Source organism: Variovorax sp. 38R (assembly GCF_014843395.1).
Taxonomy (GTDB): Bacteria; Pseudomonadota; Gammaproteobacteria; order Burkholderiales; family Burkholderiaceae_C; genus Variovorax; species Variovorax paradoxus_H.
This window is the reverse complement of record NZ_CP062121.1, coordinates 777,697-803,173: the sequence shown is the minus strand read 5'-3', so window position 1 is coordinate 803,173 and position 25,477 is coordinate 777,697. Positions and strand designations below refer to the sequence as shown.

At 69.4% G+C, this 25,477-nt stretch carries 21 protein-coding genes; 7 read left to right on the top strand and 14 right to left on the bottom strand.

Translation table 11 applies throughout. The features are described 5' to 3' along the window. Positions 1 to 8: 8 nt before the first annotated feature. Both IG196_RS03560 and IG196_RS03555 read right to left on the bottom strand, forming a co-directional pair. Positions 9 to 974, bottom strand: a complete 966-nt coding sequence (locus IG196_RS03560) for an ABC transporter substrate-binding protein (protein ID WP_192195053.1) — start codon at positions 972 to 974, stop codon at positions 9 to 11. A gap of 61 nt (positions 975 to 1,035) precedes the next feature. After that, positions 1,036 to 2,490, bottom strand: coding sequence for an aldehyde dehydrogenase family protein (locus IG196_RS03555; RefSeq protein WP_192195052.1), 1,455 nt, complete (start codon positions 2,488 to 2,490; stop codon positions 1,036 to 1,038). Between the two features lie 146 nt (positions 2,491 to 2,636). On the opposite strand from IG196_RS03555, the gene IG196_RS03550 reads away from it, so the two are divergent. Then, complete coding sequence (locus tag IG196_RS03550; protein WP_192195051.1) at positions 2,637 to 3,596, top strand: LysR family transcriptional regulator; 960 nt, start codon at positions 2,637 to 2,639, stop codon at positions 3,594 to 3,596. Here IG196_RS03550 and IG196_RS03545 read toward each other — a convergent pair whose 3' ends face one another. Beyond that, the gene (locus IG196_RS03545; protein ID WP_101491112.1) at positions 3,597 to 4,397 is read right to left on the bottom strand and encodes an SDR family NAD(P)-dependent oxidoreductase; all 801 of its coding nucleotides are present in this window, start codon (positions 4,395 to 4,397) and stop codon (positions 3,597 to 3,599) included. 108 nt (positions 4,398 to 4,505) lie between these two features. Between IG196_RS03545 and IG196_RS03540 the strand changes: the two genes are divergently transcribed. Then, positions 4,506 to 5,450 (top strand): SMP-30/gluconolactonase/LRE family protein, encoded by a 945-nt coding sequence (locus tag IG196_RS03540; RefSeq protein ID WP_192195050.1) that lies wholly within the window; start codon positions 4,506 to 4,508, stop codon positions 5,448 to 5,450. A gap of 13 nt (positions 5,451 to 5,463) precedes the next feature. Here the strand turns inward: IG196_RS03540 and IG196_RS03535 are convergent, their stop codons facing one another. The 4 genes from IG196_RS03535 to IG196_RS03520 all read right to left on the bottom strand — a co-directional run bounded on the left by IG196_RS03535 (position 5,464) and on the right by IG196_RS03520 (position 13,192). After that, entirely contained in the window at positions 5,464 to 6,516 is a 1,053-nt protein-coding gene (locus IG196_RS03535) for an aldose epimerase family protein (protein WP_101491114.1), read from the bottom strand. Beyond that, positions 6,513 to 7,463, bottom strand: a complete 951-nt coding sequence (locus tag IG196_RS03530) for an alpha/beta hydrolase family protein (RefSeq protein WP_192195049.1) — start codon at positions 7,461 to 7,463, stop codon at positions 6,513 to 6,515. The genes IG196_RS03535 and IG196_RS03530 overlap by 4 nt, the downstream gene beginning before the upstream one ends. Then, on the bottom strand, positions 7,460 to 12,244 hold the full coding sequence (locus IG196_RS03525; RefSeq protein WP_192195048.1) for a CapA family protein: 4,785 nt from the start codon (positions 12,242 to 12,244) through the stop codon (positions 7,460 to 7,462). The genes IG196_RS03530 and IG196_RS03525 overlap by 4 nt, the downstream gene beginning before the upstream one ends. Positions 12,245 to 12,313: 69 nt before the next feature. Further along, the gene (locus tag IG196_RS03520; RefSeq protein WP_192195047.1) at positions 12,314 to 13,192 is read right to left on the bottom strand and encodes a LysR family transcriptional regulator; all 879 of its coding nucleotides are present in this window, start codon (positions 13,190 to 13,192) and stop codon (positions 12,314 to 12,316) included. A gap of 141 nt (positions 13,193 to 13,333) precedes the next feature. Here IG196_RS03520 and IG196_RS03515 point away from each other — a divergent pair, with 141 nt between their 5' ends. Then, entirely contained in the window at positions 13,334 to 14,308 is a 975-nt protein-coding gene (locus IG196_RS03515) for a DMT family transporter (protein ID WP_192195046.1), read from the top strand. Positions 14,309 to 14,323: 15 nt separating this feature from the next. Here IG196_RS03515 and IG196_RS03510 read toward each other — a convergent pair whose 3' ends face one another. From IG196_RS03510 to IG196_RS03500, 3 genes are read right to left on the bottom strand one after another with little or no spacing between them, the layout of a single operon-like run. Then, entirely contained in the window at positions 14,324 to 14,707 is a 384-nt protein-coding gene (locus IG196_RS03510; protein ID WP_192195045.1) for a PaaI family thioesterase, read from the bottom strand. Between the two features lie 46 nt (positions 14,708 to 14,753). Continuing rightward, entirely contained in the window at positions 14,754 to 15,290 is a 537-nt protein-coding gene (locus tag IG196_RS03505; protein ID WP_192195044.1) for a GNAT family N-acetyltransferase, read from the bottom strand. Then, the gene (locus IG196_RS03500) at positions 15,287 to 15,889 is read right to left on the bottom strand and encodes a helix-turn-helix domain-containing protein (protein ID WP_192195043.1); all 603 of its coding nucleotides are present in this window, start codon (positions 15,887 to 15,889) and stop codon (positions 15,287 to 15,289) included. The genes IG196_RS03505 and IG196_RS03500 overlap by 4 nt, the downstream gene beginning before the upstream one ends. A gap of 160 nt (positions 15,890 to 16,049) precedes the next feature. Between IG196_RS03500 and putA the strand changes: the two genes are divergently transcribed. Beyond that, positions 16,050 to 19,793 carry a trifunctional transcriptional regulator/proline dehydrogenase/L-glutamate gamma-semialdehyde dehydrogenase gene (putA, locus tag IG196_RS03495; protein WP_192195042.1) on the top strand — a complete coding sequence of 1,248 codons (3,744 nt, stop codon included), beginning with the start codon at positions 16,050 to 16,052 and terminating at the stop codon, positions 19,791 to 19,793. A 6-nt stretch (positions 19,794 to 19,799) separates the two neighbouring features. Here the strand turns inward: putA and IG196_RS03490 are convergent, their stop codons facing one another. After that, on the bottom strand, positions 19,800 to 20,192 hold the full coding sequence (locus IG196_RS03490; RefSeq protein ID WP_192195041.1) for a carboxymuconolactone decarboxylase family protein: 393 nt from the start codon (positions 20,190 to 20,192) through the stop codon (positions 19,800 to 19,802). Positions 20,193 to 20,362: 170 nt separating this feature from the next. On the opposite strand from IG196_RS03490, the gene IG196_RS03485 reads away from it, so the two are divergent. Continuing rightward, positions 20,363 to 21,832 carry a YadA family autotransporter adhesin gene (locus tag IG196_RS03485; protein ID WP_192195040.1) on the top strand — a complete coding sequence of 490 codons (1,470 nt, stop codon included), beginning with the start codon at positions 20,363 to 20,365 and terminating at the stop codon, positions 21,830 to 21,832. A 53-nt stretch (positions 21,833 to 21,885) separates the two neighbouring features. Next, complete coding sequence (locus tag IG196_RS03480; protein ID WP_192195039.1) at positions 21,886 to 22,290, top strand: outer membrane protein assembly factor BamE; 405 nt, start codon at positions 21,886 to 21,888, stop codon at positions 22,288 to 22,290. On the opposite strand, the gene IG196_RS03475 is transcribed toward IG196_RS03480, so the two are convergent. Next, positions 22,291 to 22,740, bottom strand: a complete 450-nt coding sequence (locus tag IG196_RS03475) for a YbaN family protein (protein ID WP_412556365.1) — start codon at positions 22,738 to 22,740, stop codon at positions 22,291 to 22,293. 118 nt (positions 22,741 to 22,858) lie between these two features. On the opposite strand from IG196_RS03475, the gene IG196_RS03470 reads away from it, so the two are divergent. Next, entirely contained in the window at positions 22,859 to 23,371 is a 513-nt protein-coding gene (locus tag IG196_RS03470; protein WP_192195038.1) for a bacteriohemerythrin, read from the top strand. A gap of 15 nt (positions 23,372 to 23,386) precedes the next feature. Here IG196_RS03470 and IG196_RS03465 read toward each other — a convergent pair whose 3' ends face one another. Together IG196_RS03465 and IG196_RS03460 are read right to left on the bottom strand one after the other, a co-directional pair. Beyond that, entirely contained in the window at positions 23,387 to 24,898 is a 1,512-nt protein-coding gene (locus IG196_RS03465) for a tripartite tricarboxylate transporter permease (RefSeq protein ID WP_192195037.1), read from the bottom strand. A 33-nt stretch (positions 24,899 to 24,931) separates the two neighbouring features. After that, the gene (locus IG196_RS03460) at positions 24,932 to 25,420 is read right to left on the bottom strand and encodes a tripartite tricarboxylate transporter TctB family protein (protein WP_099795151.1); all 489 of its coding nucleotides are present in this window, start codon (positions 25,418 to 25,420) and stop codon (positions 24,932 to 24,934) included. Positions 25,421 to 25,477: the final 57 nt, after the last annotated feature.

Below are 25,477 nucleotides of genomic sequence, written 5' to 3'. Positions count from 1 at the left end.
GTCGGCTCTCAGTACTTGCGATTAGGAAACTCTTTGGCGGCCACTTCCATCGGGAAGATGCCCTCTTCGGTCACGATGCGCTTGGGCAGCGGCTTGCCGGCCTTGATGTCCTTCACCGCCTGCATGAGCTGCGGCCCGAGCAGCGGGCTGCATTCCACCGACACGTTGAGCTTGCCGGCGATCATGGCTTCGAAGGCGCCCTTCACCCCGTCGATCGAGATGATGGTGATGTCCTTCGCGGGCTTCAGGCCCGCTTCCTCGATCGCCTGGATCGCGCCGATGGCCATGTCGTCGTTGTGCGCGTAGAGCACGTTGATCTTCTTGCCCTCGGCCTTGAGGAAGGCTTCCATCACCTCCTTGCCCTTGGCGCGCGTGAAGTCGCCGGTCTGCGAGCGGGTGATCTTGAACTTCGGGTCGGCCTTGATGATTTCCTCGAAGCCCTTCTTGCGGTCGATGGCCGGCGCCGAGCCCACGGTGCCCTGCAGCTCGACGATGTTCACCTCGCCCTTCTGGTCCTTCATCTTCTCGACGAGCCAGCGGCCGGCCTTGCGGCCTTCTTCGGTGAAGTCGGAGCCCATGAAGGTCACGTAGAGCGAGTCGTCCTTGGTGCTCACGGAGCGGTCGGTCAGCACGACCGGAATCTTGGCGGCCTTGGCTTCGCGCAGCACGGTTTCCCAGCCCGACTCGACCACGGGCGAGAACGCGATCACGTCGACCTTCTGCGCGATGTACGAGCGGATGGCCTTGATCTGGTTTTCCTGCTTCTGCTGCGCGTCGGAGAACTTCAGTTCGATGCCCGCCTCCTTGGCCGACGACTTGATCGACTCGGTGTTGGCCGTGCGCCATTCGCTTTCGGCGCCGACCTGCGCGAAGCCGAGCACGAGTTTTTTCTGCGCGAAAGCGGACACGGGCAGCAGGCTGCCCAGGGCTGCGGCGGCGAGCGCGGTGTTGAGGGTGCGGCGATTCATGGTCATGGTTGTCTCCTTCTTGATGAGTCTGTGGTGTGTTTGTCGTACGCGATGAAACCCCGTCCGGTCAGGCCAGCATGTAGCCGGTCTTGACCGTCGTGTAGAACTCCGCGGCGTGGCGCCCTTGTTCGCGCGGCCCGTAGCCCGACCCCTTGCGGCCGCCGAAGGGCGCATGAAAGTCCACCCCCGCGGTCGGCAGATTGACCATCGTCATGCCGACCACGGCATGGCGTCTGAAATGCATCGCGTGCTTCAGCGAGTTGGTGCAGATGCCCGCGCACAGGCCGAAGGGCGTGTCGTTGCACAGCGCAAGCGCCTCGTCGTAATCGCCGGCGCGCAGCACGCAGGCCAGCGGCCCGAAGATCTCTTCGCGTGCGATGCGGTGCTCGGGCCTGGCCAGAAAGAGCGCAGGGCTCATGTAGTGGCCGGCGGTGGCGCGCTGCAGTGCGTCGCCGCCCCACACGTGCTCTGCCCCCTCTTCGCGCGCGACGTCGATCCACGCGAGGTTCTGCGCCAGCCGCTCTGCATCGGCCACGGGGCCGATGTCGATGTCGCGCTCCAGCGCGTGGCCGATCTTGAGCGTCTTCAATCGCTGGCGCAGCTTCGCCACGAAGGCGTCGTGCACGGCGGCCTCGACGATGAGCCGGCTCGATGCCGTGCAGCGCTGGCCGTTGGAAAAGTAGGCGCCCTGCACCGCGCAGTCGACGGCGCGGTCGAGGTCGGCATCGGCCAGCACGACGAGCGCGTTCTTGCCGCCCATCTCCAGCTGCACCTTGGCGCGCCGTGCGGCGGCCGCCTGCAGCACGCGTTCGCCATTGGCGGCCGAGCCGGTGAAGCTCAGCGCATCGACGAGCGCGCTGTCGACCAGCGCCTGGCCGGCTTCGCGCCCGCTGCCCATCACGAGGTTGAACACGCCGGCCGGCAGCGTCGCGCGGCTGATGATGTCGGTGAGCGCCCAGCCGCAGGCCGGCACCAGCTCCGCCGGCTTGAAGACCACGCTGTTGCCATGCGCCAGCGCCGCGGCAATCTTCGAGGCCGGCACGGCGAAGGGCGTGTTCCACGGCGTGATGAGGCCCACCACGCCGACCGGTTCGCGCGTCACGTCGACCTGCACGCCGGCGCGCACCGAGGCCACGTTCTCGCCACCGCCGCCGCGCAGGGCTTCGCCTGCGAAGAACTTGAAGATCTGGCCCGCCCGCGCCACCTCGGCCACGGCCTCGGGCAGCGTCTTTCCGACCTCGCGCGCCAGCAGCAGGCCCAGGTCGTCCTTGCGTGCGAGCAGCTCGGCGCCGATGCGGTCGAGCACGTCGGCGCGACGCTGCGGCGTGCTGTGGCTCCAGTGCATGAAGGCCTCGTTGGCCGCGCGGATCGCCAGCTCGACCTGGCGCCGGTCGGCACGTGCGTACTCGGCCACCACCTCGCTGGTGTCGGAAGGATTGACGCTGACACCCGTGGTCGCGCTGGTTTCCCAGCGGCCGTTGATGTACTGGCGCACGCTCTGCCGAAGCTCGCCGTGGATCACCGTGGCTTGCCTTGTCTCTGTTGTTGTGGGTCTGGGCCGGAAGTCTAGAAACGATTTCGATATCGATCCAATCGTTTTTTAGACAAAATGCATATCAATCGGTGGATTCTGGAAAACCCCGTCAGACCTTCGTTCGCACCTTCTTCATGAACACCTACAACCACTGGTTCATTCGCGCCCGCCTCAAGACCCGCCAGCTGCTGTTGCTGGTGGCGCTGGCCGAGGAAGGCAACATCCACCGCGCGGCGCAGGTGCTCAACATGACGCAGCCCGCCGCGTCGAAGTTGCTCAAAGACCTGGAAGACGTGCTCGAGGTGCCGCTGTTCGACCGGCTGCCGCGCGGCATGCGCCCGACCTGGTACGGCGAAACGATGATCCGCCACGCCCGCGTGGCGCTGGCCAGCCTGAACCAGGCGCACGACGAGCTCACCGCGCTGAAGGCCGGGCGCTTCGGCCAGGTGAACGTGGGCGCCATCACCGCACCGGGCCTCACGCTGATGCCGCCGGCCGTGGCGATGGTCAAGCGCGAGCAGCCCGACCTGCGCGTGTCGCTCGAGATCGAAACCAGCGCGGTGCTGATGGAACGCCTCGCGCAGGGCAAGCTCGACATCCTCGTGGCGCGGCTGTTCGCCGAGCACGACAAATCACAGCTGCGCTACGAGGCCCTGGCCGAAGAACCGGTGTGCGCGCTGGTGCGCCCGGGCCATCCGCTGCTCGGCGTGAGCGGGCTCACGCTGCGCGACGTGGTGGGCGCCGGCTGGATCGTGCCGCCCGCGGGCAGCGTGCTGCGCCACCGCTTCGAGCTGATGTTCCAGGAGGAAGGCCTCGCGCCGCCGGCCAACATCATCGAGAGCCCGGCGCTGCTGTTCATCACGCGCATGCTGCAGCAGAGCGACATGGTGGCGGTGCTGGCGAGCGATGTGGCGCGCTACTACGCGGCGCACGGCATCGTGTCGCTGCTGCCGCTGGACATGCCCTGCCACATGGACCAGTTCGGCATCATCACGCGCACCGACCGGCTGCTGTCGCCGGCCGCGAAGGTGATGATGAAGGCGCTGAAGACGGCGAGCATGAGCGTCTATGGACGCAAACTCGAGATGGACTGATCAGGTCCAGCCGGCGTCGACGGTGAACTCCTGCGCGGTGCACATCTTCGCGTCGTCCGATGCGAGAAACAGCACCATGCGCGCGATGTCTTCGGGCATCAGCTTGTCGGGCAGGCACTGGTTGCGGTGCAGCGCCTTCTCGCCTTCGTCGTCGAGCCACAGCTTGACCTGCCGCTCGGTCATCACCCAGCCGGGCGACACGGTGTTGATGCGGATGCGGTCGCGGCCCAGCTCCACCGCGAGCCCGCGCGTGAGGCCGTTCACCGACGACTTGGCGATCGCGTAGCAGGGGTAGCCCGAGCCCTTGGTCTGCCAGCCCGTGGAGCCGAGGTTGACCACCGAGCCGAAGCCCAGGCGCTTCATGCCCGGCACCACCGACTGGATCGCGAACAGCGCGGGCCGCTCGTTGATGGCCATGCGGTTGTCGTAGTAGTCGGGCGTGACCGATTCGAGGGTGTGGCGATCGTCGCTCGCCACGTTGTTGACCAGCACCGCGAAGTCGCCGAGTTCGGCGGCCGCGTCGGCCACGGCCTTCTGCAGCGCGCCGATGTCGCGCACGTCGCAGGCGCGCCACCACGGCGCAGCGTGGCCGGCCTCGGTGATCTGCGCGGCGAGCGCCGCGCTGGCACCTTCCGCAATGTCGACGAAGGCCACACGCGCGCCCTGCGCCGCGAAAGCAGCGACGATGGCCGCGCCGATGCCGCTGCCGCCGCCGGTGACGAACACGGTGCGGTTCTTGAGGCTGGGATGGATGGAAAGTTGAGGGGAATTCAAGGAAAAGGTCTCCAGGGCGCATCTCATGACATTGCAAAACAAATATCAATCGATGCCGATATTTTCGATTTCAGTTATCAATATGCCTTGATACGATCCGCCGCGTCAAGGCGACATGACATTCAGAAAGAACAAATGACCATGCAAGAGACAAGCGCCCCTTCTTCGCCGCTCGCGGCCCCTCGCGTGCTCGGCACGCCCGAATGCCTCTGGCCCGCCGCCGCCGATCTCGGCGAAGGCACGCTGTGGTCAGTGCGCGAGCAGGCGCTGTACTGGATCGACATCCTTCAGCCGCGCCTCTTCCGCTACGACCCGGCCACGGGCGCGCAGCGCACCTGGCACTTCGACGAAGAGATCACCGCGATTGCCGAGCGCGCGTCCGCGCCGGGCCTGTTCCTCACGCTGCGCCGCGGCTTCGCGCTGTTCGACACCACCGCCCCCGGCGACACCACGAAGCCGCGCTACCTGCACCAGCCCGAACCCGAGCGCACCGGCAACCGCTTCAACGACGGCAAGTGCGACAGCCGCGGCCGCTTCTGGGCCGGCAGCATGGACTTCGATTGCAAGGCGCCCACCGGCGCGCTCTACCGCTTCGACGCCGACGGCCACTGCACGCGCCACGACGACGGCTTCGAGGTGACCAACGGGCCGACGTGGTCGGGCGACGGCCGCACCATGTACTTCAACAACACGGCGATCAACCTGCTGTACGCGTACGACTTCGACATGGAGGCCGGCAGCGTGTCGAACAAGCGCGTGTGGCACCGCTTCCCCAAGGGCGACGGCCTGCCCGACGGCATGACCACCGACGCGGCCGGCCGGCTGTGGATCGCGCACTGGGACGGGTCGTGCATCACCTGCCACGACCCGGTGAGCGCCGCCGAGCTGTGCCGCATCGCGCTGCCCGCAAGCAACGTGACCGACTGCGCTTTTGGCGGCGCGGATATGCAGACGCTCTACATCACGACCGCGCGCAACAGCCGCACCGAAGAACAGCTGAAGAGCGAGCCGCTGGCCGGTGGGCTCTTCTCGGTGCGCATCGACAGCCCGGGCGTGCCGGCTGCGTTGTTCGCAGGCTGAGCCGACGCGCGCTTCAGCAAACGCTGAAGCGGTGCTCGGTCGTGCTGGCGAACACCTCGCCGGGGCGCAGCACGGTCGACGCAAACGCCGGCTGGTTCGGCGCATCGGGAAAGTGCTGCGTCTCCAGGCACAGGCCGTCGCCCTGGCGCAGGCTCGCGCCCGCGCCGCCGAGCAGGCTGCCGTCGAGGAAGTTGCCCGAATAGAACTGCACGCCGGGCTCGCTGGTGTGCACGTCCATCACGCGGCCCGAGTCCTCGTGCGCGAGACGCGCAGCAAGCGAAAGCCCCGTGCCGCTGCGATCAAGCACCCAGTTGTGGTCGTAGCCATGCGCGCGCAGCAACTGCTCGTGGCCTTCGCGGATGCGCTCGCCGATGCGCGTCGGCGTGCGGAAATCGAAAGGCGTTCCGGCCACCTCGCCCAGCCCGAGCGGAATGAGCGTGGTATCCACCGGGCAGTAGCGGCTCGCGGGAAGCGTGAGCACATGGTCCATCACCGAGCCGCTGCCGGCGAGATTGAAGTAGTCGTGGTGGCTCAGGTTCAGCACCGTCGGCCGGTCGGTGGTGGCGCGGTAGTCGATGCGCCAGGTGTTGGCCGTGGCACTCAGCGTGTAGCGCACCGTCAGCTGCACTTCGCCGGAGTAGCCTTCTTCGCCGTCGGCGCTGGTGTAGCGCAGCTCGAGGGCGAGCTCGTCGGGCACCGGCACGATCTCCCAGTAGCGCTTGCCGAAGCCCGTGGCGCCGCCGTGCAGCGTGTTCGGGCCGTCGTTCAGGCCCAGCTGTTGAGCGGTTCCGTCGAGCGTGAAGCGGCCCGCCGCGATGCGGTTGGCATAGCGGCCGACGATGGTGCCGAAGTGCGGATGCGGCTTCAGGTAGTCATCGAGCGACGGCAGCCCCAGCACCACGTTCGCGCTGCGCCCCTGCCGGTCAGGCACGTGCAGCGCGGTGACGATGCCGCCGAGGTTGATGGCGCTCAGGCGCAGGCCGTGGCCGTTGTCGAGCGTGTATTCGGTGACGGGGCGGCCGTCAGGCATGGCGCCGAACGGGCGCGAGGTGATGGGGTGGGTCATCGGGCTTGAGATTGCAGCGCCTCGCGCGCGCATTGCGATGCGGTGCGCAGGCCGATGCGGTCTTTGAGGTCGTGGAAGGTCGGCGGCTCGGCCGCATGCGTCATCACTTCGACGCGGTGGCCCGCCTTGCCCACCGCATCGGCAAAGCGCTGCTGCAGCACGAACGGCGTGTTGCGGTCGTCGGGGTTGCCGATCAGCACGATGCGCCGCTGCGGGTCGCGCGGGATGCCGGCCACATGGTCCAGCGGGTCGTAGACCTGCGTGCTGCCCGTGGTGTCGGTGCGCCCGTCCTTCGAGCGGCCGAGCCGCCGCGCGCGCTCGAGCAGGTCGAACGCGCCCGAGGTGAGCACCGCGCAGGCCACGCGCGTGCGCCCGAGCGTGAGCAGCGCGGCGCCGGCCGTGGCGCCGCCGCTGTGGCCGACGATCACCACGCGCTGCAGCCGGTGGCGCTGCATCAGCGCCTCGAGCGCCGCATCGAGCGCATGGAACTCCACCGCCTCGCGCCGCCGGCGGTGGTCGCCCGACGAGCCGTAGGTGCCAGGCCGCGCCATGAAGATCCACGGCATGCCGGCGCGATCGCTCGCGGCCTGCGCATCGAGCGTGCGCAGCGGTTCGGTGTTGCCGGGAATGCGCGTGGGCGACTGGTTCATCAGGCTGTCGCGGTCGCCCGAGAACTGCACGATGGCGATGCGCGCGTCGTCGATGTCGCGGCTCGCAAAGTAGCGGATGCACGACGGCCCCTCGACCGCCTGCACCCAGAGGAAGCCGGGACGGTCGGGGCAGTTGGCGCGCACGGCGGGCTGGTTCCAGTGCAGCAGCGCGCCCTCGGCCGACGCGGAGGCCACCGGCTCGCGGGGCGTTGGCGTTCTCGGCACGTCGACGCGCTGCGCGCAGGCTGTCTGCACGAGAACCAACAGCAAACAGGCCAGGCGTGCGCGTGGTTTCATAGCTTTTGCAGCAGCTCGGGAATGAGGCCGAAGTCGGACGCCAGGCGGTCGCCCTTCACCAGCACCAGGTCGCCGTCGCGCAGGAAGTCGCCGAGGTAGCCGGTGAGCTGCGCGGCGTCTTCGAAGTGCGGGCCGAGCAGCGCGGCCGGCACCTCTTCGCGCAGCCAGCGCATCTCGGCGCCGTGCGTCACGAGGTGCGCGATGCCCGACGCGAGCAGCGGCGCCGCCAGGCCGCGGTGCATGGCCTCGGCGTCCTTGTCGAGGTTGACGATGCGCCCGAGCACGCCGATCTTGCGCGTCACCGGCCCGTGCGCGGCGCGCTCGCAGGTGCGCACGAACTCCATCGCGTTGCGCATCGACATGACCTCGGCGCTCCAGCTGTCGTCGATGAGCGTGGCCTGCACGCCGCCCTGCGTGCGCAGCGCGCGCAGCTGCATCACCGACGCTGGCAGGCGCACGAAAGGCATGCGCGCGCATGCGGCCTCGGCGTCGAAGCCCAGCGCCAGCAGCGCGGCAAAGGCCAGCGCCGAATTGCGCACCAGCCCCGCGCTCGCGATCGGGAACAGGTACTCGACCGTGCGACCCGGCAGCGCAATGCGCACGCGGCAACCGCCGTCAGGCTCGGGCCGGGTGTCGACGATGCGGATGTTGGCGTCGGGCCCGCTGCCCACCACCCAGATGGCGCCTGCCGTGCGCGCGGCCGCCTGCACCACCTGCATCAGGCAGGGAATGTGGTCGGGCACGATGGCCACGCCGCCGGGCTCCAGCCCGAGGAAGAGGCGCGACTTGTAGTCGGCCGTCTGTTCCACCGTGGTCGCGCGGTAGGTCTGCGACAGGCCGAGTTCGGTGAGGATGGCCACGTGCGGCCGCGCCATCAGCGAGATCGGCCCGCGGTCCATCCACAGCCCGCTCTGCGCCATCTCGAGCACGCACACGTCGGCATCGGCCGGCAGGCTGGCCAGCGCGGCCGGCACGCCGACGCGCGAGTTGTAGTTGTCGACCGTGGTGTGCACGCGCGCCGCCTCGGGCAGCAGGTCGCGCAGCATGGCAATGGTGGACGACTTGCCGACCGTGCCGGTCACGCCCACCACGCGCCCCTTGAAGCGCGCGCGCGCGGCGACACCCAGATCGATCATGGCGCGGATCGGGTCGTCCACCTGCAGCAGCGGGAACGACGGATCGAGCCCGTCCACCGCGTGCGCCACCACGGCGCCCGCGAGCGCGCGCTGCAGCACGGGCAGGTCGTCGTGGCGGTCGGGGTTGTCGGCGCGCGGCTTGCTGTAGTTCTCGTGTCTGGCGAGCGTGCGGTAGTCCGACGCGATGAACAGCCCCGGCTTCGGCAGCAGTGCCATGTGCGTCGGCCCGCGCACCACGGCGTTCGCGACCCAACCCGGCGGCGGCGGCACGAGCCACTGCCCGCCGGTGATTCGCTGCAGTTCGTCGGCGGTCCACACGGGCGATGCCTGCGGTGCGGCGCCCGGGCGCAGCGCGGCGAGCACGGGCGCGGGGCGCTCGGGCAGCGGCGTCGGCGCCTTCAGGCGCAGGCCGCACCACACGGGCAGGCGGCGCGCGGGCGGCAGGTCGGGCAGCGCGCCGCGCACGCGCACTTCGATCTGCAGCACGTCGTCCTCGAGCAGGCCCAGGCGCGGCGCGCGCAGGCCGTAGCGGTCGCGGTAGATGCGCCCCGGCGTCCAGCGGCTGGTGGGCCACATCCAGTCGCAGGGGTCGTGGTCCATGGCCTCGCCCCAGGCCGGCATGGCGGTGCTGCGCATCGCCAGTGCGCGGAACTGCACGCGCAGGTCGGCGCTCACGGGCGCATCGACGGTCCAGTACGACTCGACCCACAGCAGGCGTCGCCCGACGATCTGCGTCGGTGCGCAGCGGATGCCCACGAGGCGCAGCGGGCCGATCTGGATCGGGCGCATCTGCGCATCGGCCGGCACGGCATCGACCGACCACTCGCGCCGGGGCGCGAGCACGGGCCCGACCAGCGCGGGCGGGCGCGACGCCGACAGCGGCGCCAACGGCGGGCGTCCGGCCGGCGCGGTGCGCGCGGGCGGCGACAGCTGCAATGCGCAGCGCCCGTCGGGCCGCGGCGTCATCTCGGTGCCGAGCGCACGGCACAGTTCAGCGAAGCGCGCGCTCGCGGCCTGCGCCGCCTCGCCCTCGCGCTGCCGCGAGAAACCGAAGCCCACGCCGACCGGCGTGAACACCACCTCTTCCACGCCATGCGGCCCGAGGCGCAGCGAGAACACGCCGGAATCCCCGAGGTCGTTGCGGATGGCGTCGAACAGCAGGTCGCCTGCGTCGTGCAGGATCGGCCGCCCCTGGTAGACCTCGATGCCTTGCAGCAGGTGGGCCGAGGTGCCGAGCACCGCGTCGGCGCCGGCCTCGACGATGGCATGGCCGACGGCGATCTCGGCCCGCGAAGGCGCGGTCTCCTGGTTATTGCCCCAGTGCACGGCCATCAGCACCACGTCGGCCTCACGGCGCGCGGCCGCGATGCGCGGCGCGAGCGTGGCGCGCCAGGCGGCCGGGTCGCTGAGCGGCAGCCAGGCCGCGCCGGGAAGCTTCGCGGTCGCGGCAAAGCTCGGCTGCGTGGCGTCGAGCGAGAACAGCGCCACACGCAACCCACCGGCCTGACGGAAGGCAGGGCTCAACGCCGAATCGAGGTCGGGCCCGGTGCCGGCGAAGGCGATGGCGGCGGCGTTGAGCAGCCCGTGCTGCTCCAGCAGCGCTTCGGGGCCGTAGTCGCCGCTGTGGTTGTTGGCCGTGGCGACCATGTCGATGCCGGCCTCGGTCAGCACCGACAGCATCTCGGGCCGTGCGCGGTAGTAGTACGGGCAGCCCTCGTTCTTCTCGACGCCCTGCGCGCCCGTGGTGGCGACCACGCATTCGAGATTCACGATGCGCAAGTCGGCCTCGCGCAGCGCGGGGATGTCGCCGAGCATGCGGGCCGGGCCGCCCAGCTCGTGCATGCGGTAGTGCAGGCGGCGGCCCAGGTTGACGTCGCCGCCCCACAGCACGACGCCTTCGAGGCCGCGCGGTGCGGCCGGCTCGGCCACCGCTTGCGAAAGCTGCGCGCTCTGTTGCTGCGCCTCGCGCGCTTCGAGCAGCCGGTGGTAGGCCACGTAGCCCGACAGGTAGTGCTCCACGTCGTCGATGCGCACGCGGAAGCTGTGGTGCTTGATGAAGAACGAGCCCGCAATGCGGTCGGGGTGGCGGAAGAACATCGCCAGCTCGGGCCAGAAGTGGCCGTTGGCGAGGTAACGCGCGCGGTGCTCCAGCGCGCGGTCGAACTTGTGGCGGTCGAGCCCCGCGAGCAGCGGGCGCAGCGCCGGGTCGGCTTCAAGCCGCAGCACCATCTCGCGCGCAGCCATCATCAGCTCGAGCAGCGTGGGGAAGGTGGTGATGCGCTCCAGCACGAAGTCCAGGTGGCCCGCCATGTTCTGCAGGCCGAACTGGTAGTAGCGCGTTTCGGGCTTGAAGCGCGTGAGCTCGTTGACGCAGTAGCTCAGCCAGTGATCGTGCGCACGCCAGTGGCCCGCGGCGATGAAATGCTCGAAGGCTTTCTCGACCACCGCGAGCCAGCGCGCGTCGCGCGTGAGGCCGTACAGCCGCATGAGACCGAAGGCCGCTTCGCCGTCGTAGTAGATGATGCGAAAGGGCTCCTTCACATCGAGCCCCGGGTGGTTGAGCACGTGCACGAAGCGGCCGGTCTGCGCGTCCTGCATGGAGCGGATGCCGAGCGCGAGCTGCTCCATCAGCGGCTGGTACTGCGCATCGCCGGTGAGCTCGGTGTACTTCACAAACGCCAGCAGGCACACGGCATTGCCACCGAGCTTGATCTCGTTGCCGACGTCGACCAGGAACGCGGCCTGCGTGCCGTCGGGCAACGTGGCGCGGCGGATCAGCCGCTGGCTCAGGAAGGCCAGCGCGCGGTCAATGGCGGCTTTCTGCGTGTCGTTGCGCGTGAGCTCCCAGCCTTCGAGCATCGCGTAGGTGGAGCTGGCGTGGCGCAGCGTGTTGTAGGTGGGAATCGCGCGGTCGAAGCACGGGAACCAGCCGTAGTGGAACTCGCCCGTGGGCTTGACCTGCTCGGCCAGGTAGTCGCTCGCCGAATCGACCAGCGCGCGCACCTGCTGTGCGTTCCAGTCGGTGAGCGTGCGAAAGCCCGCGGCCTGCCCCTCGGCCGTGAGCGGCCAGGCGCCGTCGGCATCGACATACACGGCGCGCGTGGTGAAGCACCACACGGGCGCGGCGTCGTCGGTGGGAAAGTCGCGCTCGGCGCCGAAGCGGCGCTGGGTGTGGGTGCGCAGGTTGCCGTTGTTGGGCTCCGCGTGATCGACCGTGCCGTTGTAGAGCACGGCGCTGCCGTGCATCTCCTGCGCGAGCAGCGCGGTGTCGAAAAGCGCGTCGAGCGCGATGCCTTCGTTGAAGTAGTTGCGCTTGGTCTGCGCCAGCCGCGCCTTCAGTTCGCCCCAGGTCATCGCCGTGCTGCGCTCGACGATCTCCGCGCGCAGCCGCTGCGCGGGCCGCTCGGCGCGCTTGGCCTTCACGGCCAGCGCCTCGGCGGCGGCCTGCCACGCGGCCTCGGTGTCGGGGCCACGGCCCATGACGACGCGGGCGCGGCTCTCGCCCTCGCCGATGGCAAGGAACACCACGCAACCGGCTTCGTCGGTGGCGGGTGCGGCCGGGGGCAGCGCCCCGTCCGGGGTGGCCAGGGCCTGCCTGGCGCGGTTCAACAGATCGGCGAGGGGAACGGGAGCTTGGTGAGTCATGCGCCGCGAATGATGACAGGCCGCGGCGCGGCCTGCCACTGCGGAAATCCGGGGCGCATCAGGTCCGGGTCAGGCCCAGGCGTCGAACACCGCGCCGCGCACGGCCTCGACCGCCGCCGAGCGCTCGCCGCCGGCCGGCGCGAGCCAGCACAGCCACGTGTGTGAGCGCCAACCGTTCCAGATCTTCAGTTCGCCCTGGCGCTCACCCTGCTCGGCCTGGTCGAGCCGCATCAGGCCCGCGCCCATGCCGCTGGCGACCATGCTGCGGATGGCGCTTTCGCCGTCGGCGGTGACGCCCTGGCGGTAGTCGCGCCCGGCCGAAGCGAACAGTTTTTCGAGGTGCGCGCGCAGGATGCACGAGGGCGGCGTACCGACCCAGGTCAGCTCGGTGAGCTGGTCGAGCGTGAGCTCGGGATGCGCCTGCGCCACGGACAGCGGCAGGCCCACGGCCAGGTCGACCACGCCCAGGCGCCGCAGCTCGAAGCCTTCGAGCCGCTCGACATCGCTGAGCACATAGGCGCAGTCGAGTTCGCCGCGCTGCACGGCCGCCAAGGTTTCGTACGACAGCCCCTGCTTCAGTTGCAGCGTGACCTGCGGGTGCTGCTGCGCCAGCGTGACCAGCACGCTGCCCAGCCGCAGCGCCACCGGATCGACCACCGTGCCGAAGCGCACCACGCCCTGCGCCGCACCGCGCAGCTGGTCGGCGGCCGACTGCATGCGCATCGCGGACGCCAGCGTGCGCTCGGCCTCTTCGAGCAGGCGCTGGCCGGCCGCGGTGGGCGACATGCCGCGCGGCGTGCGCTCGAACAGGCGCACGCCGAGTTCGTCTTCCAGCGCCTTGAGCTGCGCGCTGGCGGCCGGGGCGCTGGTGAACACGCGCTCGGCCGCGCGGGTCAGGTTGCCCTCCTTCGCGATGGCGACGAAGGTCTTCAGTTGGTACAGCTCCATGACCGCGGATTGTGAGCGCGTGCGGCGCGGTCGTCCGTTCGCTTTTTCGGAAGCCCCTGTCCAAAGAAACGAATGGCCTTCGCGGGGCGGCGTCCCCATCCTTCAGACCACGCACTCCGTGTTTTTCTGAAAGGTCTTCCCGTGTCCTCCCCTTCCTCACGCCTGCCGGGCATTGCGGCCCTGCTCTTCGCCACCGCCAGCTGGGGCAGCCTGTTCCTCGTCGGCAAGGGCGTGCTGCACCACGTGGCGCCCGTGTGGCTCACGCTCATCCGCTACACCCTGTCGGCGCTCGTGTTCGCCGCGCTGCTGGGCCTGCGCGGCGCCGGCGGCTGGCACAAGCTGCGGCGGCATGCGGTGCCGCTGGCGCTGCACGGCTTTGCGGGCTTCGGCGTGTTCAGCATCCTGCTGTTCATCGGGCTCTCGCACTCGGAGCCTTCGCACGGCGCGGTGCTGATCGCGACCACGCCGATCACCACGCAGCTGCTGCGCTGGTGGCTCGACGGCGTGCGCCCGACGCGCACCACCTTGTTGACCGCTGCGCTGGCGCTGGCCGGCGTGGCGACGGTGGCCGGGCTGCTGTCGCCCGGCGGCGCGGCCCTGTCGCACGACACGCTGTTCGGCGACGCCATCGCCTTCGTCGGCACGCTGGGCTGGGTCTTCTACACGCGCGGCGCGGCGCGCTTTCCCACGCTCGACACGGTGGAATACACCGCGCTCACGGTGCTGGCCTCGTGGCCGCTGCTGTTGGGTGTCGCCGTCGGAATGACCGCGCTGGGCGCATCGCCCGCGCCCGACGCGCAAGGGCTGCGCCTGTCGTGGCAGGTGCTGCTGTACGTGGGGCTGGTGCCGTCGGCGCTCGCGGTGCTGGCCTTCAACCACGGCGTGCGCGCACTCGGCGCGGTCACGGGCACGGCCTTCCTGAACTTCGTGCCGGTGTCGGCGTTGCTGATGGGCGTGGCACTGGGCAAGCCACCTGCGACCCACGAGATCGTCGGCGTGGCGATGGTGGTGGCGGCGCTGCTGCTGCATGTGGCGGCGGCGAAGCGGGCAGTAGCGCCAGCCGCTCCGGTCCGTGCGCCGGTGCCGGGGCAGCGCACCTGCGGCGTCACGCCCTGAGCAGCGCGCGGGCGGTCAGCCCTCAGCGCGGCTGCGCCGGAAGATCGCGTAGTTTCCGTTCGCATGCCCCACGAGCACGTCGCCCACGTACAGCCGCGACTCCAGGTTGGCGACGGTGCGCCCGCGGTTGAGCAGCGTGGTCTTGCAGACGACCTTGCCTTCGAACACGGGCTTGAAGTAGTTCATCTTGATCTCGATGGTGGCGCAGATCTCGCCCGCCTCGAGCGTGGGGTACAGCGCGGTGCCCATGCCCGTGTCGGCCAGCGCGTAGAGCACCGCGCCGTGCACCACCTCGTGCGGGTTCAGGTGCTGCGGCGCGACGACCAGCGTCATGGTGCTGGCGCCTGCGGTGGCTTGCTCGCAGTGCAGGTCGATCAGTTCGGCGAAGGGGTGTTTCATGGCGATGCGGAATGAAAGGGCTGGCCGACTGTAGACCGCACGGCCGTCAGTCGCCGAGCGCGCGGTAGAAGTAGGTGGTGCCGCACGGCGTGCCGTCGGGCAGCAGCGCGTAGCCGGGGATCGTGCCCACGCGCTGCCAGCCGCAGCGGGTGTACAGCCGCTCGGCCTCGGGGCTGGAGGTGTCGAGCACCAGCAGGGTCTTGCCGTGGTCGCGTGCGCGCTGTTCGGCGCCCTTCATCAGCAGCGCGCCCAGGCCGAGCCGGCGTGCGCGGCGGTGCACCAGCATCTTCGCGACCTCGCCGCGGTGCGGCTGGTTCTCGGGCTGCGCCAGCACCAGCTGCACGGTGCCGACGATGCCTTCGTCGTCCTCGGCCACGAGCAGTTCGCGCTCGCCGCGCGCCACGCCGTCGGCCACGTGGCGCCAGAAGGCCAGTGCGCGCTCGGGCGTGAGTGGCTGCATAAAGCTCACCGAGGCGCCGCCTTCAACGCAATCGATGAGCACGCCGGCCAGCGCGTTCAGCTCGGCCTCGCTGACGGTGGACAGGGCGCGCAGGCGCGGGGTGGTGGCAGCAGTCATGGTCATTTCCAGTTGGAGTGGGAGGGTGCGCTGGTGATGACGACCGCGTAGCGCGCCGTCTCGCGGGTGGGGTTGTAGTAACTGGTGGGCTGGTCAAGCACGAGCGCGAGGCAGTCGCCCGCTTCGAGCCGGTACTGCTGGTCGCCGACCGCGAGTTCGATGCAGCCTTCGAGCACCCACACCTGCTGGTGGATGCGCGGCTCGCGCGCGCCGGTTTCGTAGGCCACGCGCGCGCCGGGCGGAAACAGCACCTCGACGATCTGGATCGGCGAAGCGTCGCCGCCGGCCGAGACGTTGCGGCGCAGGTAACCCGAATGCGGATCGCGCCATTCGAGCTGGTCGGCACGGCGCGACACCGGGCTGGCCGTGGGCGCATCGGGCTCGAACAGCGAGGCCAGCGGCACGCCGAGGCCGGTCGCGAGTTTTTCGAGCAGCACGGCCGTCGGACTGCTCTCGCCGCGCTCGATCAGAGAGATCATCGAGCGACTGACGCCGCAGTGCGTGGCCAGGGTATCGAGCGAGAGGTCGCGTGCGGCGCGCAGTGCGCGTACGCGCTGAGCGATGCGGTCGTTGAGGCTGGGGGCTGAACCGGGATCTTCTTTCATATTGGATGAAATATCCAATTAAATAGAAACTCAGTCAACCCCTGGATGAAAGCGTGTCGTTGCGGCCATCGGAGACTTGTTCGACGAAGTGACTGTTCTTTGGAGAAATATTCATGCCCATCGCTGAAATCATCCAACACATCACCACCACCGACGCACCATGAGCGCCAACGACTCCGCCCCCCTGCCCTCGCGTTTCGCCACCTTCGCCGATGGCCCCGCCGCGCCGTCCGCGCTGCGCTCCTGCATCACCGCCGCCTGCCGGCCGCCCGAAGCCGAGGCGCTGCAGCCGCTGCTCGACCAGGCCCGGCTGCCCGCCGCCGAGGCCGACGAAGCCCACGCCCTCGCCCATCGCATTGCCCACCAGCTGCGCCAGCGCAAGAACGGCGGCGGTCGCTCCGGCCTCGTGCAGGGTCTGCTGCAGGAGTACGCGCTGTCGTCGCAGGAAGGCGTGGCGCTGATGTGCCTGGCCGAGGCGCTGCTGCGCATTCCCGATGCCGACACGCGCGACGCGCTCATCCGCGACAAGATCGCGCAGGGCCAGTGGCATGCGCATGCGGGGCGCAGCCCGTCGGTGTTCGTCAACGCCGCGACCTGGGGCCTGCTGCTCACGGGCAAGCTGGTGGCCACGCACAGCGAGACGGGCCTGTCGGCCACGCTCACGCGGCTGATCGGCAAGGGTGGCGAGCCGCTGATCCGCAAGGGCGTCGACATGGCGATGCGCATGATGGGCGAGCAGTTCGTCACCGGCGAAACCATCGGGCAGGCGCTGGCGCATGCGCGCACGCTCGAGGCGCAGGGCTTTCGCTATTCGTACGACATGCTCGGCGAGGCCGCGCTCACCGCCGACGATGCGCGCCGCTACCGCGCCGCCTACGAAGACGCCATCCACGCCATCGGCCGTGCCTCGAACGGGCGCGGCGTGTACGGCGGGCCGGGCATCTCGATCAAGCTGTCGGCGCTGCACCCGCGCTACAGCCGCGCGCAGTACACGCGCGTGATGGCCGAGCTGTACCCGGTGCTGCGCGACCTGGCGCTGCTGGCCCTGCATTACGACATCGGCCTGAACATCGACGCCGAAGAAGCCGACCGGCTCGAGCTGTCGCTCGACCTGCTGGAGCGCCTGTGCTTCGAGCCCGCGCTGGCGGGCTGGCAGGGCATCGGCTTCGTGGTGCAGGGCTACCAGAAGCGCTGCCCCTTCGTGATCGACTGGGTGATCGACCTCGCGCGCCGCAGCGGCCACCGGCTCATGGTGCGGCTCGTGAAGGGCGCCTACTGGGACAGCGAGATCAAGCGCGCGCAGCTCGACGGGCTCGCGGGCTACCCGGTCTACACGCGCAAGGCCTACACCGACGTGTCGTACCTCGCGTGCGCGCGCCGCCTGCTCGACGCGCCCGATGCGGTGTACCCGCAGTTCGCCACACACAACGCCCACACGCTGGCCGCGATCTACACGATGGCCGACCCGTCGCGCTACACGCCGGGCCAGTACGAGTTTCAATGCCTGCACGGCATGGGCGAGCCACTGTACGAGCAGGTGGTGGGCCCGCTCGGTCGGCCTTGCCGCATCTACGCGCCGGTGGGCACACACGAGACGCTGCTGGCCTACCTGGTGCGGCGGCTGCTGGAGAACGGCGCGAACACCTCGTTCGTGAACCGCATCGCCGATGCGTCGATTCCGCTCGACACGCTGGTGGAAGACCCCGTCGCCACGGTCGAGCGCATGGCTGCGCAGGAAGGCGCGATGGGCCTGCCGCACGCGGCCATTCCGCTGCCAGCCGCGCTCTATGGCGCGCAGCGCGCGAACTCGCAAGGCCTCGACCTCGCGAGCGAAGACACGCTGCATGCGCTCGCCGCCACGCTGCAGGCCAGCGCGACCGAACCCTGGCGCGCCATGCCGATGCTCGCGGCGCCACGCGCCGAAGACGAAGCCGCCCGCACCTGGGCCGACGTGCGCAACCCCGCCGACCGCCGCGACCTCGTCGGGCAGGTGCAAGACGCACTGCCGGGCGACGTGGCCTCGGCCATTGCACAAGCCGAAGGCATCGCCGCCGCATGGGCCGCCACGCCGCCCGCCGATCGCGCCGCCGCCCTCGACCGCGCCGCCGCATCGCTCGAGGCGCAGCAGCCGCGCCTGCTCGGCCTCTTGATGCGCGAGGCCGGCAAGAGCAGCGCCAATGCCATCGCCGAGGTGCGCGAAGCGGTCGACTTTTTGCGCTACTACGCGGCGCAGGCACGCACCGAGTTCGCCAACGCCACGCACCGCCCGCTCGGGCCGGTGGTGTGCATCAGCCCGTGGAACTTTCCGCTCGCGATCTTCACCGGCCAGGTGGCCGCCGCGCTCGCGGCCGGCAACCCGGTGCTCGCCAAGCCGGCCGAGCAGACGCCGCTGGTCGCCGCCGAAGCCGTGCGCGTGCTGTGGGAGGCCGGCGTGCCGCGCGCGGCGGTGCAGTTGCTGCCGGGCCGCGGCGAAACCGTCGGCGCTGCGCTGGTCGGCGACGCGCGCGTGCAGGGCGTGATGTTCACGGGCTCGACCGAGGTCGCGCGCCTGCTGCAGAAGACGCTGTCGGCGCGCCTCGGTGCGCACGGCGCGCCCGTGCCGCTGATCGCCGAGACCGGCGGGCAGAACGCGATGATCGTCGACTCGTCCGCGCTCATGGAGCAGGTGGTGGCCGACGTGATGGCCTCGGCCTTCGACAGCGCGGGCCAGCGCTGCTCGGCGCTGCGCGTGCTGTGCGTGCAGGAAGAAGCGGCCGATCGCCTCGTCGCGATGCTGCAGGGCGCGATGGCCGAGAACTGCATCGGCAACCCCGCGCGGCTCGCGGTCGACGTGGGCCCCGTCATCGACGACGAGGCGCGCGACGGCATCGAGCGCCACATCGCCGGCATGCGCGGGCGCGGACGGCGCGTGTTCCGCCAGGGTCGCGAGTTCGGCCACGACACGCGCCACGGCACCTTCGTGCTGCCGACGCTGGTCGAGCTCGACCACCTGGGTGAGCTGGAGCGCGAGGTGTTCGGCCCCGTACTGCACCTGTTGCGCTACCGCCGCCGCGACCTCGGCGCGCTCATCGGCCAGATCAACGGCAGCGGCTACGGCCTCACGCTGGGCGTGCACACGCGCATCGACGAGACCATCGCGCAGGTGGTGACGCAGGCGCAAGCCGGCAATGTCTACGTGAACCGCAACATGGTCGGCGCCGTGGTGGGCGTGCAGCCCTTCGGCGGCGAAGGGCTGTCGGGCACCGGGCCGAAGGCCGGCGGGCCGCTGTACATGGCGCGCCTGCTGTCGGCGCGGCCTGATGACGTGCTCGCGCGCGCCGTGGCCGACGGCGACGAGACCGCTGCGCCTTCTCGCGGACTCGCCGCGCTCGAAGGCTGGGCGCGTGACACAGGCCGCGATGCACTCGCCACGCAATGCCGCCGCTTCGCAAGCCTTGCCCCCGTGGGCCGCGCACGCACGCTGGCCGGCCCGACCGGCGAGCGCAACGTCTACACGCTGCAGCCGCGCGAGGCCGTGCTGTGCCTTGCCGATGCAGAGGCCGACCGACTCGTGCAGCTGGCGGCCGTGCTGTCGGTCGGCAGCACCGCCATCTGGCCGGCCGATGCGCCCGGCGCGCACACGCTGCTGGCCGCGCTGCCCGACGAGGCGCGCCACGCGGTCGTGCTCGCCAACGACTGGCGCGCGCCCACCGTCGTCTTCGATGCCGTGCTGCACCACGGCGACGCAGGCCACCTCGCCACCGTGCTGCAGCAGGTGGCGGCGCGGCCCGGTCCCATCGTCGGCGTGCGCGGCTTCGCACCCGGCGACACCGGCATCCCGCTCGAAAGCCTGGTGCTGGAGCGCGCGCTGAGCGTCAACACTGCCGCGGCGGGCGGCAATGCGAGCTTGATGACGATCGGTTGAGCGGGCTTATTTGTCGAAAGCCGGGTCAATCGGCACGCGGTAGCCGTTGACCAGCCGGTTGGTCTCGTTCGCCATGCCGACCACGGCCATCAGCTCGGCGAACATGGCCGGCGTCATGCCGGCCTTTTCCGCGCCCGCGTGGTGGCTCGCAATGCAGTAGCCGCAGTTGTTGGTGACGCTCACCGCGAGGTAGACCATTTCCTTCACCACCGGGTCGAGCGCGCCCGGCGCCATCACCTCCTTGAGGCTGGCCCAGGTGCGCTTCAGCGTGGCGGGGTCGTTGGCCAGGTACTTCCAGAAATTGTTGACCTCGGGCACGTTGCGCGACGCCTTGATGTCGTCGAACACCGCGCGGACCTCGTCGGAAGCGGCGGCGTGTTCGATGGGCTGGGGTTTCATGCGATCTCCTGAGGGAAGTGTGAATGCGGGTTGGAAAGCAACATTTGCTTTCGGTACCTTCACATTTATTGTGAATTAGGTCCTAGGTTCGTGCGGCCTCCGATTCATACAGTCGAAGCGTCACACATCAAGCGCGCCATCAGGCGCCATCTCAGGGAGCAGAGAGAACCATGGAACACGTCATCCAGCACGTGGGGATCGGTGCGCGCGTCGCATTCGTCCACAAGAAGAAAACCCAAGGCATCGCGGGCGCCGTGCTCGCACTGGCCGCCAGCTTCGCGGGACCATCGGCCTGGGCCGACGTGAGCCTGGGTGGCGCCAGCTACACGACCGGCTCGGGCGCGGTATGCAGCGCGGGCAGCACCGGCCCGACGTGGGCCTGCCAAGTGCCCAACGGCAGCGGCGGCTTCGCGCTCATCACCGGCGTGCCGACCGACCCCGTCAATGGCGGCCCCGATGCCGCGGCCTTGCAGGGGATGGTGAGCGGCAACCTCGGCGGCGACGCCCTGCTGCTCGGCGGCACGTCTGCCAAGGCCACCGGCTTCGGCAGCGTAGCGGCGGGCTCCGACGCGCGCGCCACCGAAACCTACGCCACCGCCATCGGCTCCACCACCGTGGCCGCGGGCGTGAGCAGCACGGCCGTGGGCAACGTGGCCCAAGCCTTCGGCACCAACGCCACCGCCATCGGCGCCAACACCACCGCGGTGGCCACCAGCAGCCTCGCCGCGGGCGACCGCGCCACCGCGAGCGACATCAATTCCACCGCGCTCGGCGCCAACACCCAGGCGCGCAAGAAGAGCAGCCTCGCAGCCGGCGACAAGGCGATTGCCGATGGCATCAACGCCGCCGCGCTGGGCGCGAACACGCAGGCCCTGGCCGACAGCGCCGTCGCCGTGGGCGACCGCGCCACCGCGAACGCCGAGTCGGCCGTGGCCGTGGGCCGGCAGAGCACCGCATCGGCTGCGTCGGCCGTGGCGATCGGCACCGGCGCGACGGCGAGCGCAGTCAATGGCGTGGCGCTGGGCGCTGGCGCCGTCGCCGATCGCGCGGGCATGAGCGGCCAGAAGGAACGCTTCTCGAACATCGCCGTGGGCTCGACGCAAGGCGCGGTCTCGGTCGGCAGCGCGGGCGGCGAACGGCAGATCACGAACGTCGCGGGCGGCACGCAGGCGACCGACGCGGTCAACGTGCGCCAGCTGCAGGCGCTGCAGGCCGGCGCGGTCAACTACGTCACCAACGTCGATGGCAGCGTGAACCACAACCAGATCGTGCTGGGCAACGGACAGGCGCCGAACGGCACCACCGTGTCCAACGTGGCGCCCGGCGTGGCCGGCACGGATGCGGTCAACGTCAACCAATTGAACGCGCAGGGCGCGCAGTGGCGCGACGCCGTCCGCCTGAACCAGCGCGATGCCAACGCAGGCACCGCCGGTGCGATGGCCATGGCGGGCATGCCGCAGGCCTACATGCCGGGCAAGAACATGCTCGCGGCGGGCGTGGCTGGCTACGAAGGCCAGAGCGCCGTCGCGCTGGGCTTCTCGAGCATCTCGGACAACGGCAAGTGGGTGATGAAGTTCACCGGCTCGGCCAACTCGCGCGGCAACGTCGGCGTGTCGGCTGGTGCGGGCTTCCAGTGGTGAGTTGCATGAGCCACAGAACCGCCATCGATCCAGTCCACAGGACTTCTTCTCTCATGACCCGCACCTTCTTCCCCATCGCCACGCTGTTGACCGTGCTGGCGCTCACCGGTTGCACCTCGTACGTGAGCCGCGGCATCGACAACGACGGCAAGGCCACCGAACTGGTCTGGCCCGGCGCCGAGCAACAACAGACCTGGCAGACCGAAGGCAGCTTTCCGAACCGCGAGAACCTGCGCGCCATCGGCCCCGGTGCCACCAAGGACCAGCTTTACGCCCTCATCGGCCGCCCGCACTTCGACGAAGGCATGGCGGCCGTGCGCGAGTGGGACTACGTCTTTCACTTCCGCTCGGGCGGCGGCGCCACGAGCTGCCGCTACAAGGTGATCTTCGACACCGACTACAAGGCACGCAGCTTCCACTGGAACCCGGCGATCTGCGCGGAGCTGGCCAAGGGCTGATCAGCAACCCTGCTGCTGCTGCTGCTGCTGCGGCTCCGGCCGCCGCCACAGCCACGCCAGCACGACCGCCATCGAGCCGATGGCGACGCCCGCGAGCCACGGCTTGTGCGCGGTGAACACAATGACGACCGCACAGAACGCCATCGCCGCGGTGGCGCTCCACTTGGCGCGGCGGCTCACGGTGCGGCCGTTTTCCCAGTTGCGCAGCAGCGGGCCGAAAAGCCGATGGTTCAGCAGCCAGCGGTGCAGCCGCGGCGAACTGCGCGCGGCGGCCCAGGCGGCCATCAGCACGAAGACCGTGGTCGGCATGCCCGGCGCGACCACGCCGATGGCGGCCAGCACGAGGCACAGCACGGCAAAGACCATCAGCAGCCAGCGCACGACGAGCGGAAAAGGCCGTGGCTCGACAACAGCGGGCGGGTTGTGGTGAGGGTCTTCGTCGGGGGTCACAAGACGATTGTCTTTCTTTCTCCTTCGCCCCACGGACGCGCTTGATTCAGATCAAGCGCGTGCGGGTTGGGGCTGCCGATACTGGACTTTTACATCCACCTGCAAAGTTCTGAAGACCATGGCCCACCTTGTATGGAAGACCGAGCTCAATACGGGGATCCATGAGATTGACACGCAGCATCAGCGCATCGTCCAGTACATCAACGCGCTGGACGACGCCCGGCGCACCAACGACCGCAAGGTCGTCGGCCGGATCATCGAAGAGACCATCGACTACACCGCCTCGCACTTCGCGTTCGAGGAAGCCATGATCGAGGACGCGGGCTATCCCTTCTCGGGCCCGCACCGGAAGGTGCACGAGATCTTCGTGCGCCGCGTCACCGAATTCCGCGCCCGCTTCGAATGCGGCGAAGAGGTGCTGGCCGAGCTGCACGACATGCTCTCTCGATGGCTGTTCAATCACATCCGCCACGAAGATGGCGCCTATGTGCCGACCGTGAAAGCGCATCTGCGGACCACGGATTCATCGGCCGAAGTCCTCGTGCATGCCCAGGTCCGCCAGGCGGTGCAGCAGGGCGGCGCCGCGGGGCAGGTCAAGCTGGGCTGGATGCGGCGACTGTTCGGCGGGTAAGACAGCGCAGCCGCGTCACTCCTCCACGAAGGCTTCTTCGCGCTTGGCCTTCACCGAAGGCAGCAGCACCACGATGAGCAGCAGCACGGCCGCAGCCAGCAGCCCCGCCGACAGCGGGCGCATGACGAACACGCTCCAGTCGCCGCGCGACAGCAACAGCGCGCGTCGCAGGTTCTCTTCCATCATCGGCCCGAGGATGAAGCCCAGCAGCAGTGGCGCGGGCTCGCACTTGAGCTTCAGGAACAGGTAGCCCACGATGCCGAAGATGGCGACCATCCAGACGTCGAAGGTGTTGTTGTTCTCGGAGTACACGCCCACCGCGCAGAACAGCACGATCGACGGAAAGAGCCACTTGTAGGGAATGGTCAGCAGCTTGATCCAGATGCCGATCAGCGGCAGGTTCAGCACGATGAGCATCAGGTTGCCGATCCACATCGAGGCGATGAGGCCCCAGAAGAGTTCCGGGTTGCTGGTCATCACCTGCGGGCCGGGCTGGATGTTGTGGATCGTCATGGCGCCCACCATCAACGCCATCACGGCGTTGGGCGGAATGCCCAGCGTCAGCAGCGGAATGAACGACGTCTGCGCGCCCGCGTTGTTGGCCGATTCCGGTCCTGCCACGCCGCGGATGTTGCCCTTGCCGAAGGGCACTTCGCCCTGCTTGAGCTTGATGCGCTTCTCGATGGTGTAGGCCGCGAAGGCCGACAACAGCGCACCGCCGCCCGGCAGGATGCCCAGCGCGGAACCCAGCGCCGTGCCGCGCAGCACGGCGGGCGTCATGCGCTTGAAGTCTTCCTTGGTGGGCCACAGGCCCTTGACCTTGGCGGTGAACACCTCGCGCTCGTGCTCGGGCACGGCCAGGTTGGCAATGATCTCGCCGTAGCCGAACACGCCCATGGCAATCGCGATGAAGCCGATGCCGTCGGTCAGTTCAGGAATGTCGAAGCTGTAGCGCGCCACGCCCGAGTTGACGTCGGTGCCCACGAGGCCCAGTGCCAGCCCGAGCAGGATCATCGTGATGGCCTTGAGCAGCGAGCCCGAGGCCAGCACCACGGCGCCGATCAGGCCCAGGATCATCAGCGAGAAGTACTCGGCCGGGCCGAACTTGAAGGCCAGCTCGGTCAGCGGCGGTGCGAAGGCCGCAAGAATGAGCGTGCCGACGCAGCCAGCGAAGAACGAGCCTAAACCCGCTGCAGCGAGCGCCGGCCCGGCCCTCCCCTTGCGTGCCATCTGGTAGCCGTCGATCACGGTCACCACCGACGACGATTCACCGGGCAGGTTCACCAAAATCGCGGTGGTCGAACCGCCGTACTGCGCGCCGTAGTAGATGCCGGCCAGCATGATCAGCGCCGACACGGGCGGCAGTGCGTAGGTGGCAGGCAACAGCATCGCGATGGTGGCCACGGGGCCGATGCCCGGCAGCACGCCGATCAGCGTGCCCAGCAGGCAGCCGACAAAGGCATAGACAAGGTTCTGCGCGGTGAAGGCCACGCCGAAGCCGATCGAAAGATTGGTAATCAGGTCCATTGTTCTCTTGGATTTCTTGTTGTTCTGCGCGGGTCAACCGGCGATGAAGGTGGGCCACACCTGGAACTGCAGCTTCAGTGCCACCACGAAGGCCAGGTAGCTGCCGAGCGCGAGCACCGTTGCCAGAAGGGTCACGCCCTTCCATCCGAAGCTGTCGCCCGCCAGGCTCGCAATGAAGGTCAGCGCATAGATCGCGACGATGAGCCCCATCGACGGCAGGCCGATGCTCGGCAGGCCGCCCAGCAGCACGCCGAAGACCAGGTTGGCGCCGATGATGAACAGCAGCGGCTTCCATGCGATGCGGCCCACGGGTTCGCCGTCGTCGGTCTCGACCGTGAGGGCCTTGAACGTGATCAGCACGCCCATGAAGGCGATGAGGATGCCCACGATGAGCGGAAAGTAGCCGGGGCCCATGCGGGCGCCGGTGCCCACGTTGTAGGTCGTGGCGCCCCATGCGAAGGCCACGCCGAAGGCGCTGAAAAGCACGCCCGAGCAGAAGTCTCTCTGACTCTTGATTCTCACCGTTGATGTCTCCTGGAACTGCGTTGATCGGCACACGATGTGCGTCAGCGATCCTAG

What these genes read in the sequence shown, in the direction of transcription:
- IG196_RS03560 (WP_192195053.1), bottom strand. Translation starts at nt 974, where the DNA reads ATGACCATGAATCGCCGCACCCTCAACACCGCGCTCGCCGCCGCAGCC.
- IG196_RS03525 (WP_192195048.1), bottom strand. Translation starts at nt 12,244, where the DNA reads ATGACTCACCAAGCTCCCGTTCCCCTCGCCGATCTGTTGAACCGCGCC.
- IG196_RS03535 (WP_101491114.1), bottom strand. Translation starts at nt 6,516, where the DNA reads ATGACCCACCCCATCACCTCGCGCCCGTTCGGCGCCATGCCTGACGGC.
- putA (WP_192195042.1), top strand. Translation starts at nt 16,050, where the DNA reads ATGAGCGCCAACGACTCCGCCCCCCTGCCCTCGCGTTTCGCCACCTTC.
- IG196_RS03545 (WP_101491112.1), bottom strand. Translation starts at nt 4,397, where the DNA reads ATGAGATGCGCCCTGGAGACCTTTTCCTTGAATTCCCCTCAACTTTCC.
- IG196_RS03510 (WP_192195045.1), bottom strand. Translation starts at nt 14,707, where the DNA reads ATGAAACACCCCTTCGCCGAACTGATCGACCTGCACTGCGAGCAAGCC.
- IG196_RS03485 (WP_192195040.1), top strand. Translation starts at nt 20,363, where the DNA reads ATGGAACACGTCATCCAGCACGTGGGGATCGGTGCGCGCGTCGCATTC.
- IG196_RS03520 (WP_192195047.1), bottom strand. Translation starts at nt 13,192, where the DNA reads ATGGAGCTGTACCAACTGAAGACCTTCGTCGCCATCGCGAAGGAGGGC.
- IG196_RS03490 (WP_192195041.1), bottom strand. Translation starts at nt 20,192, where the DNA reads ATGAAACCCCAGCCCATCGAACACGCCGCCGCTTCCGACGAGGTCCGC.
- IG196_RS03500 (WP_192195043.1), bottom strand. Translation starts at nt 15,889, where the DNA reads ATGAAAGAAGATCCCGGTTCAGCCCCCAGCCTCAACGACCGCATCGCT.
- IG196_RS03465 (WP_192195037.1), bottom strand. Translation starts at nt 24,898, where the DNA reads ATGGACCTGATTACCAATCTTTCGATCGGCTTCGGCGTGGCCTTCACC.
- IG196_RS03540 (WP_192195050.1), top strand. Translation starts at nt 4,506, where the DNA reads ATGACCATGCAAGAGACAAGCGCCCCTTCTTCGCCGCTCGCGGCCCCT.
- IG196_RS03550 (WP_192195051.1), top strand. Translation starts at nt 2,637, where the DNA reads ATGAACACCTACAACCACTGGTTCATTCGCGCCCGCCTCAAGACCCGC.
- IG196_RS03505 (WP_192195044.1), bottom strand. Translation starts at nt 15,290, where the DNA reads ATGACCATGACTGCTGCCACCACCCCGCGCCTGCGCGCCCTGTCCACC.
- IG196_RS03470 (WP_192195038.1), top strand. Translation starts at nt 22,859, where the DNA reads ATGGCCCACCTTGTATGGAAGACCGAGCTCAATACGGGGATCCATGAG.
- IG196_RS03530 (WP_192195049.1), bottom strand. Translation starts at nt 7,463, where the DNA reads ATGAAACCACGCGCACGCCTGGCCTGTTTGCTGTTGGTTCTCGTGCAG.
- IG196_RS03480 (WP_192195039.1), top strand. Translation starts at nt 21,886, where the DNA reads ATGACCCGCACCTTCTTCCCCATCGCCACGCTGTTGACCGTGCTGGCG.